Origin of the sequence: Cryobacterium sp. W22_MBD10_FK3 (genome assembly GCF_052113745.1) — a bacterium.
GTDB lineage: Bacteria > Actinomycetota > Actinomycetes > Actinomycetales > Microbacteriaceae > Cryobacterium.
In genome coordinates, this window is the sequence record NZ_JBGQOH010000007.1 from 109037 (window position 1) to 120504 (window position 11468).

Consider the following 11468-nt stretch of genomic DNA (forward strand, 5'->3'; position numbering starts at 1 on the left):
GGTAACAGTTGCCGCCGGTCAGCCCAGCGCACGCCTCAGCGCGTCGTACGCGGGCGTGGGCTGCCCGTCGTCGAACACGAAGTCGTGGCCCTGCCGCAGGCTGCCGTCGTCGTCGAGCCACCAGTTGTAGCGGTTGTCCACACCCCAGGTCGTGTACGAGATGCAGGCAGGCGAGCGCAGGCAGGTGGACAACACCGTGGCATATTGCTCTGCTTGGGCGGACGGCCCCCGGTCGTCGGTGACATCGTTCTCCGAGATGCGCACGCGCAGCCCAGCGTCATCGAAACGGGCGAGCGTGGCGCCGAGGTCGTCGGCGGAGATGGCGTCGGTCTCCAGATCGTAGACGTGCGCCTGGAGCCCGACGCCGTCGATGTGCCCGCCCAGCGCGTTGGTATCCAGGGCGAGCTTGAGCAGGGCGTCCTGGCGGTGCCCGGGCACGTCGGCCCCGTTCTCGTTGATGAACTGCTTCACCTCCGGGTCGGCTTCGTGGACGACACTGGAGATCACCGCCGGGTAACTGGGCCCGAAGACGCGGTACCAGATGTTCTGCTGGAAGCTGGTGCCCTGGTCGACGTCGAACGGCTCGTTGACGACGTCGAGGGAGTCGAGCCGTCCTTTGAAGTGGGTAACCACCGTGGTGACATAGTCGAGCAGGGTCTCCGCGCTGGCCCGGCGCTCCAGCTCGGAGCCGGTGGGCAGCTCCCGCATCCAGCGGGGCATAGCCTCGGTGAAGGCGATGGTGTGCCCGTGCACGGCCATGCCCTTGCTCTCGGCGATCGCCAGCATCGCGTCGGCCTCCTCGAACGTGTACACGGCCTGCTGTGGTGAGAGGAACTGCGGCTTCATGGCGTTTTCCGGCGTGAGCGCCCCGAAGTTGCCGACCAGCTCCCGGGCGTATTCAGGGTCGGAGGCGAGCGGACCGAGGGCCACAGCCGCACCGATTGTGAAGTCGGGCCGGGTCCGGGCGGCCAGGGCCTGCAATCCGTCCTCCGACGGCTCGGCCTGGGCTACCGCGGGGCCCGCGGTGGTCACCGAGGAGCCCGTGGGAGCGGCGGCGGTGAGGGAGCCGACCCGGAAGGAGCCTCCGGTGCTCGACAGCCCCAGCCAGAGCTGTCCGGACTCGAACACCCCGCCCAGGGGCACCGACGACACGGTGTCCCCGCCGCTCACGATCTCGAGCGTGTTCCCGGACCGGTGCACTGAGAGCTCGGCTGCCGGATCCGGGACCGTCACGTGCTCGTCGTGCGCCGGGCGGGGGGCGGTCACCTCCTGTTGGGGCGAGCCGTCGAAGACCGCAACCTCCAGATCGTCGCCACGGAGGGTCAGGCGCAGGCCCGACGGCTCGATCCGGAACTCATCGGCGATCACCGGTGGGCTGTCGTACACGCCCCAGGACACGTCGGCGGTCACGTCGGTGAACGTCGCACTGAGCACGAAAGCCCCGGTGGCCTCGAGGTGCGTGCCGGCCAGGTTGACCGGTGGGTTCGGCTGGCCTCCCTCGCCATCCTGCTCGACTATCACCGGGGCGGTGGCAACGACCTGCAGCCCGTCGCCGTCGACCGTCACCCCGGGGGTCTGCCAGTCCTGCTCGAGCAGGTCAACGACAGCGTCGGGCGTCGCTGTCGTTTCGCTCGAGGAACAGCCCGCGAGCACGAGCACAAGGCCGGACGCCAGCACGATCAGCACGTGCCGGCGTCCGGCCATCAGGGCCGCCACCAGCGGACGTCGTCCACGTAGGCCAGTACTCCGGAGTTGCCGGTCACGTACACCTGCAGACTGGCCTTCGCCACGCTGGTCGAACTCGGCGAGTACGTCAGGTCGACGTTGGAGACGCCGACCACGGTGCTGGCGAGCTTCCACTGCCCGGAGATCCAGTTGCCGTTCGCGTCGTACTCGTCGATGTACCAGCCGACCTCACCGCCGGTGCGGTTCTTGATGTTGAGGTACGCCGAGATTGTGTAATTGCCCGGCGTCACGGCGACCTGCGGCGAGAACAGGTGGCCGTTGGCCGCCGTGCCCTGCAGCTTCACCGAGTTCACGGGATTGGCCGGGGCGCCGTTGCCGGCGCTGTCGGCCACGATGGCTGTCGGCGCGTCGGTTGCCCAGCCGCCGCCGATGCCGGCGTCGAAGGTGCCGTTAGCCACCAGGTTATTGGGCGTGGGCGGTGGGGTCTCCGCCCCGAGTGCCAGCAGTTCCACATTGTCCAAATACGCCGTGATGCCGGTGCCCGCAACGATCACCTGCAGACTGGCCTTGGCCACGCTCGTCGAACTCGGCGTGTAGGTGAAATTGAGCTCCTCCACCCACCGGGAATTCTCTCGCTTGCGATACTGCCCGGAGACCCAGGCCCCGGCCGCGTTGTACTCGTCGACATAGAACGCCACCTCGCCGGTGGTCAATGCGGAAACGTTGAGGAAGCTTTTATAGAGGTAGTTCGTGCCAGGGGAGACGGCGACCTGTGGTGAGAACAGGTGCGACGTGCTCGCGCCGGATACCAGCTTGATCGACCGGGTGGGGTCGGGGTAGCTGCCGTTGCCGTTGACGTCCGTGGTGATGGTCGCGGGAGCGTCGGTCTGCCAGCCCTCGCCCACGCCCGAGTTGAAGGTGGCGTTGGGCATCTTGTTGGGGGTTCCGGTCACGAGGCCCTTGGAGACGGTGACGTTCTTGATCTGATTGGCGGTCACTTTGGTTTCCACGTAGGCGGCCAGCTCGGCCAGCTCAGCGGTGCCGAACTGGTAGTCGTCCGGATCGGTGCTCGGCGTCGGCACGATGTCGTGGAAGGTGAACACCACCCACGTCTTTGCCGCGATGGCCTCGTCGACCTTGGCCTTGAGGGTCGCAACAGTGTCGAGACCCTCTTCGACCGCGACGTTGTTGACCAGATAGTCACTCAGCGGCCAGAGGTTCACGCCCTCGTCTCTGAAGCCGCGCATGGACGAATAATACTTGGCCACCTTGGCCAGCACCGTCTGGTCATAGTCGCCGTACGGCGGGGCGAAGGCTGTCGCGGTGATGCCCTGCGCGGCCAGTGCGGACCGGCTGTTCGCCATTTGCGCGTCGACCTGGGCCGCAGTCAACTTGTTGGCCTGGCAGTCGTCGCCGGTTGACGCGAGGCACTGGTGGTCGACTCCGTGCGAGCCGATCTCCCAGCCGTACTGGGTCCGTAGTTGGGTGATCTGCGCCCAGGTCATGTACGGCACATCATTGTTGGCCCGGCACGAGTTCGGCACGGTCGTCATGCCGACGCAGTTGGTGATCACGTAGTTTGTGCCCGTCAGACCGTGTTCCTGAAGCGTCGGTGCGGCCTGGGTGAGGGAGCTGAGGGAGCCGTCATCGAAGGTGAACGACACCAGCGCCGATGGCTCGGGATTCTCCACCGCGCTCGCCACCGCGGGGGTCAACAGTGCGGCGGCCAGGGCCCCAGCCGTGACGACAACGGTCGCGAGTCTGGCTCGCCCCCGCACCAAGCGCGATCTGATTCTGGGCATGAGTTCATCCGTTCTCTTCGGGAATTGACGGGCCTTGCAACTGTTCGAACGCCCGAGCGACCGGTTGGACTTCGATGCCGCTGTCGTCGATGAGCTGCAGCTGGGCGGCGAGGACGTCGCTGGTGATGGTGCTCTGGACCGCCACGATGTCGTTCTTCTGGGTGCCGGTCGACTCGGGTGTCGCGATCTGGTGGTAGACGAAAATGAGCCATCCATTCACCCGGGATGTCTCGGCGAGTGCGTTGGCCAGGGTCTCCTGCGTGGTCTCGTCGGTCACGTAGAAGACCGACAGATCGTGCGGATTGAGGTTCTGCCGGGTGTTGATGCCCTGATCCGTTCCGCGCACGATGTCGAAGTACTTGCTCGCGTACCAGTCGACCTGGGCGTCGGACCGCCCGTACGGGGGTGCCAGGTTGTCGGTTTCGAGGCCGGCAGCGGCCAGCGCCTCCTCGCTCTTGCGCATCTCCTCGCGCACCCGGTCGGCGCTGATGGAGGTGAGATCGACGTGTTCGTAGCTGTGGGCCGCGAACTCATGTCCGTCTTCGTGCATGCGCTGCACTTCGGTTGCCTTCATGTAGTTCGGTGTTTCGATGGAGCTGGCGTTGACGTATTGGGTGGTCAGGAAGTCGTGCTCGTCCAGCAGCGGCACAGCGCGGTCGTACACCGACTGCCAGCCGTCGTCGAACGTGATCGAGACCATGGGCTGATCCCAGCGGAGGGGACCCGGTTTGGTGACGTCGGTCAGCGAATAGTCGCGAATGGCGGTGGTGCCGTCCCCGTGCGACACCAGGGTGACCATGGCCGTCTGCGCGCCAACGGGAGCCTGGAACGTCTCCCTGACCGTCGTCCAGTCTCCCGCCGGCTGCGCCGTCACCAGATTGTGGAACTCGCGCCCACCGTCCGCGAGCACAAACTCCGCCACCACGTCCACCTTGCGCTCGGACTGATAGGTCGCGACGAACTCGAAGGACTGGTCGGTGGTGACCGGGACCGGCTCGTACTCCCACTTCGCCTCGCCGCTCTCGTAGGCCGTTGTGCGGGTCCAGAGGAAGCGGCCGTCCTCATCCTCGCCGCGCCCCGACACCACCGTTGACGCCCCGTAGACGTACGGCGACCAGGAGTCCGGCGCATCAGGCTGTGCACCGGCGAGCTCGGCGTTGGGCACGAGGTTGGGGCCCGCCGCCCTGATGGGCCGCAGACTGACGTCGTGTGCCGCTTCGAGATATGCGCCCTCGACGCGGAGGGTGCCTGTCGATGCGAGCCTGAAGACGTACTCCACCGCGGTCGTTGTGTCGCCGCTGTCGAACGCGTCGCTCACCGTGAACGCCGCATCACCCGGCCGTTCGAGAGGGCTCGGAAGCTGCTCCAGAGTTACGCTGCCGTCGGCGTGATGGTGGCGGGCCAGCAGCGTGAATTGCGCGTCGGTGGTGGCGAACGCCTTGAACAGGTAGGTCTCGCCAGGCTCCACGTCCACCCGTGGGGTCGTCAGCGTGACATCGCCCGAGGCGTACCCGGTGATGTCGACCTTCAGCGCGCTGTCGTCCAGCTCCCCGTCCACCAGCTCCAGCGAGGCCCGGGCGTCGCCGCTGTGACTGACGTTCCAGCCGCCCACGGACCCGGCGGACGCCGACGGCCCCGACATCGCCGCCGGGGCCCCTGCCGCAGTCGCATCGAGCGCGGGGAGCAGGTTCGCGCCTGGCCGCGCCTCGGCGATGCTGCTCGAGCCGCCGGTGTACAACAGCCACCCGGTGGTGACAGCGACGACAACCACCAGGCTGAGCAGGAGCGGATTGAGCAGCACGCCCAGCCCTCGCCTGCGCCTAGGCGCCACGGGCCACCACCACAGTGCGACCGGCCCGCTGCGGCGACGTCCAGGTGTTGATTTCGGGCCGTCGGAAGAGGCCGCGCGCGCCCACGATGCAGCGAAGCGCTGCTGTCAGCTGCACCAAGTCCATGATGTAGAACAGGATGTACGCGGTCGGCGCGTAGACGGAAAGCCGGGCGCGTTCGCGCACTGTCATGTTGTCATCCAGCCAGATGGTCAGCAGTGTGTATGCGGTTATGGTGGCGTACGCGCCGAGGATCAGGGCGGGCGTCTGCGTGGCCAGCGACCAGTAGACCGCGTACGTCCAGGCCAGAGGCGACACGAGCAGCGTGAACTCGCTGAGCATAGCCATCGGCATCCGGTAGTAGGTCAGCGTGCCGGTGTACCGGCGGCTCGGGTTGAGCATCATGGCGCGGTGCTTGATGAGGTTTTGGAGGCTGCCGTACTTCCAACGGAAGCGCTGCTTCGCCAAGGCGGGGAGCGTCAGCACGCTCTCGGTCTTCGCAACCACGTCGGCGCCGTAGACCATGCGGAAGCGCCGGTTGCCCAGGCTGGTGATCTTCATGCTCAGGCCGATGTCCTCGGTCAGGGTGTCTGTGTCGTAGAAGTCCACCTTGCGCAGCACGCGCATTCGATAGGTGGAGGCCACCCCGCCCACCACGAACTCGCAGTTCAGCAGCGAATAGAGCTTCTTCGAGCGGTACCCGATCATGTGCTCGAACCGCTGCAGGAGGCCGAGCACCGTCGTGTCCGCGAGAATCTGTACGTTGGCGGCGACACCGGCCACGTACGGGTCGTCGAAGTAGGACAGCGCGTTCGTGATGGCATCCGGTTCGAGGATCGAGTCAGCGTCGAGGGTCATGACGAACTGACCTCGCCCGTGCCGTCGGAGCGCCGAGTTGAGCGCCACGCCCTTGCCGACGTTCGTGCGCATCCGCACAACTCGCAGGTCCAGCTCGGGGTGGCGCACCTGGTAGTCCCGAACCAACCGGCCGGTGAGATCCGTGGAGGCGTCGTCCGCGACCAGAACCTCGACGGAACGGTAGGTGGTGTGCCGGATGGAATCGAGCGTCCGGACGATTGCCGCTTCCTCGTTATGCGCGGCGACGACGATGGTGACCAGCCCCGGCACCTCGGGGAGGGCCCGGCTGGTCCAGGTGGCCGTCGCCGCGCACTCCGCCTCGTACTCGGCTGGGAACCGGATGCCCCAGATCGCCTTTCGCCGCTGTTGCCAGACGTCGTAGAAGTTGGCGCCCACCAGGTAGAGGCCGAAATGCACGACGTAGAGAATGCTGACCGCGGCGAACAACCAGAAGATCAGAATGGGAACGTCCATACTCACGCTTCCACGGAGTCGGGGGCGAGCGCGGGCAGGGGCGCGGCAGAGCACGGCTCGGCACGCTGATGGCGAGGACCGCCGAGCCGAATCTGCATGGATGCGGCCACGGCGGGCGTGACGACGGCGTGCGGCGCGGGCGCGGGCGCGGGCTCGGGCGCGGGTGCCGATACGGGTTCGGGTGCGGGCTCGGTCGTCGCGACAGCCCGGCGGATTGCGGCGTGCCGATAGACCCGGATGCCGACGAAGCGGATGACCGCCGTGAGGATCACCAGGCTCCACAAGGCCACGCTCAACTGAGCCACGAAGCCGAGCAGGCCCTCGAACATCGCGCCGTCCCGGCCGAAGGTCGACTGCACGGTCTCGGTGACGTTCTCCTCGAGGCGGGTCACCGGAGACGACCTTCAGCTGCGTGCGGGAAAGCCGCTGTGGCGCGGCCGAAGACTGGGCGTGGAAAACTCTGCATGGGTGTTGTCCTCCGGGCGATCGGGATGCGCACCGCTCGATTGTCGGGTCTGCTGCGCGCGGGGGCGGTTCTACCCAGGGGAAAGTAGAAGGGTTTTGCGGTCTTGCATACCCTCATTCGGGACACGGGCAATAACTCCGGAGAGGGTGGTACTCTACGCCGCTGGGTCCCGGGGCCAAATCCATGCTCGCTAGGATGAGGTGCGTGCCTATTCGTATGTCGAACTACTTTCTCCGGACCCTTCGCGAAGACCCCTCCGATGCCGAGGTGACCAGCCACCGGCTGCTTGTGCGGGCCGGTTACATCCGCCGCCAGGCTCCGGGCATTTTCGCCTGGCTGCCGCTGGGCCTGAAGGTCAAGGCGAAGATCGAGACCATCATCCGCGAGGAGATGGCTGCCGCCGGCGCTTTCGAGGTGCACTTCCCGGCCCTGCTGCCCCGCGAGCCGTACGAGATCACCGGACGCTGGGACGAATACGGCGACGGCCTGTTCCGTTTGCAGGACCGGAAGGGCAGCGACCTGCTCCTGGCCCCCACCCACGAAGAGGTCTTCACCCTGATGGTGAAGGACCTGTACAACAGCTACAAAGACCTGCCGTTGTCGATCTTCCAGATCCAGGACAAGTACCGCGACGAGGCCCGCTCCCGGGGCGGCCTGCTGCGCGGCCGCGAGTTCACCATGAAGGACGCCTACTCCTTCGACCACACCGACGCCGGCCTCGACGCGAGCTACCAGGCCCAGCGCGACGCCTACGAGCGCATCTTCACCCGCCTCGGCCTCGAATACGTCGTAGTGCAGGCGGATGCCGGCGCCATGGGCGGTTCGAAGAGCGAAGAATTCCTGCACCCCACCCCGGTCGGCGAAGACACCTTCGTGCGTTCGGCGGGCGGATACGCGGCAAACGTCGAGGCGTTCCGCACCCTGGTGCCCGAGGCGATCGACTTCGCCGGTTTCCCGGCCGCCGCGGTGTACGACACCCCGGACACCCCCACCATCCAGACCCTGGTCGACTCGGCCAACGCCAGTCAGCCGCGCCCGGACGGGCGCGAGTGGACCGCTGCCGACACACTCAAGAACGTGGTGCTCGCTCTCGTGCAGCCCGACGGCAGCCGCGAGATCGTGGTGATCGGCCTGCCCGGCGACCGTGAGGTCGACCTCAAGCGCGTGGAGGTGGCCTTCGCCCCCGCCGAGGTCGAAGCCGCCAACGACGGCGACTTCGCCAAGCTCGCCAAAGTCGTCGGCAAGCCAGCCCTGGTCAAGGGCTACATCGGCCCGTGGTCCGCCGACGGCGCGATGCTGGGCGAGGAATCCGCCACCGGCATCCGTTTTCTGGTCGACCCGCGCGTGGTCGACGGCACCGAGTGGATCACCGGCGCCAACGAGCCCGGCCGTCACGTGTTCGGTCTCGTCGCCGGTCGTGACTTCGTCGCCGACGGCACCGTCGAGGCGGCCGAGGTGCGCGCGGGAGACCCCGCCCCCGACGGTTCCGGACCCGTGGAGCTCGCTCGCGGAATGGAGATCGGGCACGTCTTCCAGCTCGGCCGCAAGTACGCGGAGTCGCTGGGACTCAAGGTGCTCGACGAGAACGGCAAGCTCGTCACCGTGACCATGGGCTCATACGGCATCGGCGTCACCCGGGCGCTTGCCGTGATCGCCGAACTGAACAACGACGCCAAGGGCCTGATCTGGCCGGAGGCCGTTGCCCCGTTCGATGTGCACGTGATCGCCACCGGCCGCGACGAGATCGTCTTTGAGACCAGTGAGACCGTCACCGCCATGGTCGAGGCGTCCGGTCGCGACGTGCTCTACGACGACCGCCGCAAGGTTTCGCCCGGCGTCAAGTTCGGCGACGCCGAGCTCATCGGCATCCCCACCATCGTGATCGTGGGCCGCGGCGCGGCCGACGGCATCGTGGAGCTGTGGGACCGCCGGTCGGGCGAGCGCACCCAGGTTGCTGTCACAGAGCTGGCCGCGCACTTCGCCTGACCCGCAATCGCGAAAGCGGTCATAGGGTTGCCTCAGCGACGCTGAAGCAACCCTATGACCGCTTTCGCGTGCCCGAGTGGCTAGAGCTTCGCGAAGCGGGCTCGGAAGAAGCAGTAGACCCCGTAGGCGATCAGGCCCAGACCCACCAGAACCAGGATCACCACGCCGAACGGCAGGGCGGCGAGCGAGCGCAACGCACCGTCCAAGCCCGTCGACTGGCTCGGGTCGACGGTGAAGCCCGCCACGACCACCAGGATGCCCACCACGCCCACGGCGATGCCCTTGGCGATGTACCCGGCGACGCCGAGTCCCACCGTCACCTTGCCCAGGGTGCCTGCGGGCACGGCGAGGTCCTCGGTGAACGTCTGGGCGACACCCTTGTAGACGAAGTACACCCCGATCGCGAGCACAGCGAGCCCCGCGATCATGAGCAGCACCGGCCCGGCGGGCAGTGCGAGCACGGATGCGCTGGCCGACGACGTGCTGCCCGACGAGTCCGCAGACCCCGTCAGGGCCACCGTCAGGGCGGTTCCGGCCACGAAGAGGTACGCCACACCCTTGCCGATTTCCTTGAGCCGGTGCGCCCAGACCTTCTTGGGGTCGCTGCCCGGCACCAGGAACGCCTGCAGAATCTGCCAGAGGCCCAGGGCGGCCAGGCCGACGACGATGGTCCAGATCACAAAAATGCCGCCGGGGGACTGGGCGAGCTGGCCGAGTGCCCCGGACTGGTCTGCGCTCTCGCCGCCGGCCCCGATGCCCAAGCCGATGGCGATGGCGCCGATCAGACCGTGCAAGAGCCCGTTGACTGCATAGCCGACCTTGGCCAGGGTCTTCAAGTGCGGGTTGTTGCCGGCGCTCTGGGCGGCACGTCCGGCCGATCGGGCGCCGGACTCTGCGGAGGATCGAGTATTCATCGGGTTATCGTACCCGCGCAGCGCACCCCAGCCGCCGGCTGCGCCTGGCGAGTCCCGCGGACGGGGGACGGGCGGGTGACGGGGCCGCTGGGATTCCGGTACCGTAGGGAGAAGCCCGCTGCGCGGTTTCGCGGCGGCAAGATCTGAATAGAGGAGGCCGGCCATGGACATCGACCTCAGCGTGTTGCGGCTGATGGAGCGCGAGAAAGAGATTCCCTTCGAGGAACTCGTGCAGATCATCGAGCAAGCAATTCTGACGGCCTACCTCAAGCACACCCACCAGGGTGAGCCACTGAAGCAGGCAGCAGAAGAAGAACCCGGAGCTCGCGTCGTACTCGACCGCAAGTCCGGTCACGTCGACATTTACATTCCTGAGCACGACGACGAGGGCAACATCATCGGCGAAGCCGTTGACAACCCCGACGACTTCGGCCGCATCGCCGCATTCGCGGCCAAGCAGGTCATCAACCAGCGTCTGCGCGACATTGCGGATGACGCGGTGCTCGGCGAGTTCAAGGGCCGCGAAGGCGAGATCGTCGCCGGCGTGATCCAGCAGGGCCCCAACCCCCGCATGATCCACGTCGACCTCGGCACCATCGAAGCGATCCTTCCCCCCGAAGAGCAGGTGCCCGGCGAAAGCTACGTGCACGGTTCGCGCATCCGGGTGTATGTCACGGCCGTCGGCCGCGGCATGAAGGGCCCGCAGATCACGGTGTCGCGCACTCACCCGTCGCTCGTGCGCCGGCTGTTCGCGCTGGAGGTCCCCGAGATCGCCAGTGGTGTCGTCGAGATCGTGTCACTGGCCCGCGAGGCCGGCCACCGCACCAAGATCGCCGTGCGCGCCACCGAGCCCGGCGTCAACGCCAAGGGTGCCTGCATCGGCGAGCTCGGCCAGCGCGTTCGCGCGGTGACCGCCGAGCTCAACAACGAGAAGATCGACATCGTCGACTACTCGCCCGACCTGGCCACCTTCGTGGCCAGCGCGCTCTCGCCCGCGAAGGTCACCAGCGCCTACGTCATCGACGAGTCGATCAAGGCAGTGCGGGCCCTCGTGCCCGACTACCAGCTGTCGCTCGCGATCGGCAAGGAGGGCCAGAACGCCCGCCTCGCCGCCAAACTGACCGGCGCAAAAATCGACATCCAGCCGGACAGCATTCTGGAGGATGACGAATAGGGGGTACGATGGATCCCGTTAGAACGTGCATTGGATGCCGTTCCCGCGCCTCGCGCTCCTCACTTCTGAGGATCGTCGCCCAGAATTCGGACCTTGTGGTGGATGAAACCGCCACGCTCCCTGGGCGAGGTGCGTGGATTCATCCCACCATCGCGTGCTTCCAGGCGGCCGTGAGGCGGCGAGCTTTCGGGCGTGCCCTTCGAGTGACCAGCCCCCTGGATGCAAAACAACTAGAGAACAGGCTGACTTGGCTAATGGATAACTAATGAGCGGCTCGAA

General features: G+C 66.9%; 9 protein-coding genes. 3 read left to right on the forward strand and 6 right to left on the reverse strand.

The genetic code is table 11. The annotated features are described in order from the left end of the window. Positions 1 to 18: 18 nt before the first annotated feature. Genes ACEN2M_RS09555 through ACEN2M_RS09575 form a run of 5 tightly spaced genes read right to left on the reverse strand, consistent with a single transcriptional unit; the run spans position 19 to position 7041 of the window. Positions 19 to 1704: an endo-1,4-beta-xylanase gene (locus ACEN2M_RS09555; protein ID WP_441647884.1), complete on the reverse strand. Its 1686-nt coding sequence runs from the start codon at positions 1702 to 1704 to the stop codon at positions 19 to 21. After that, complete coding sequence (locus ACEN2M_RS09560) at positions 1704 to 3488, reverse strand: polysaccharide deacetylase family protein (protein WP_441647885.1); 1785 nt, start codon at positions 3486 to 3488, stop codon at positions 1704 to 1706. The genes ACEN2M_RS09555 and ACEN2M_RS09560 overlap by 1 nt, the downstream gene beginning before the upstream one ends. A gap of 4 nt (positions 3489 to 3492) precedes the next feature. After that, complete coding sequence (locus tag ACEN2M_RS09565) at positions 3493 to 5289, reverse strand: polysaccharide deacetylase family protein (RefSeq protein WP_441647886.1); 1797 nt, start codon at positions 5287 to 5289, stop codon at positions 3493 to 3495. 19 nt (positions 5290 to 5308) lie between these two features. Further along, on the reverse strand, positions 5309 to 6649 hold the full coding sequence (locus ACEN2M_RS09570; RefSeq protein ID WP_441647887.1) for a glycosyltransferase family 2 protein: 1341 nt from the start codon (positions 6647 to 6649) through the stop codon (positions 5309 to 5311). 2 nt (positions 6650 to 6651) lie between these two features. Continuing rightward, entirely contained in the window at positions 6652 to 7041 is a 390-nt protein-coding gene (locus tag ACEN2M_RS09575; RefSeq protein ID WP_441647888.1) for a hypothetical protein, read from the reverse strand. 269 nt (positions 7042 to 7310) lie between these two features. Here ACEN2M_RS09575 and ACEN2M_RS09580 point away from each other — a divergent pair, with 269 nt between their 5' ends. Next, positions 7311 to 9101, forward strand: a complete 1791-nt coding sequence (locus ACEN2M_RS09580) for a proline--tRNA ligase (RefSeq protein WP_441647889.1) — start codon at positions 7311 to 7313, stop codon at positions 9099 to 9101. Positions 9102 to 9181: 80 nt separating this feature from the next. On the opposite strand, the gene ACEN2M_RS09585 is transcribed toward ACEN2M_RS09580, so the two are convergent. Next, complete coding sequence (locus ACEN2M_RS09585; RefSeq protein ID WP_441647890.1) at positions 9182 to 10015, reverse strand: DUF1206 domain-containing protein; 834 nt, start codon at positions 10013 to 10015, stop codon at positions 9182 to 9184. A 163-nt stretch (positions 10016 to 10178) separates the two neighbouring features. Between ACEN2M_RS09585 and nusA the strand changes: the two genes are divergently transcribed. Next, positions 10179 to 11189, forward strand: a complete 1011-nt coding sequence (gene nusA, locus ACEN2M_RS09590; RefSeq protein WP_441647891.1) for a transcription termination factor NusA — start codon at positions 10179 to 10181, stop codon at positions 11187 to 11189. A gap of 8 nt (positions 11190 to 11197) precedes the next feature. Continuing rightward, the gene (locus ACEN2M_RS09595) at positions 11198 to 11455 is read left to right on the forward strand and encodes a YlxR family protein (RefSeq protein WP_441647892.1); all 258 of its coding nucleotides are present in this window, start codon (positions 11198 to 11200) and stop codon (positions 11453 to 11455) included. Positions 11456 to 11468: the final 13 nt, after the last annotated feature.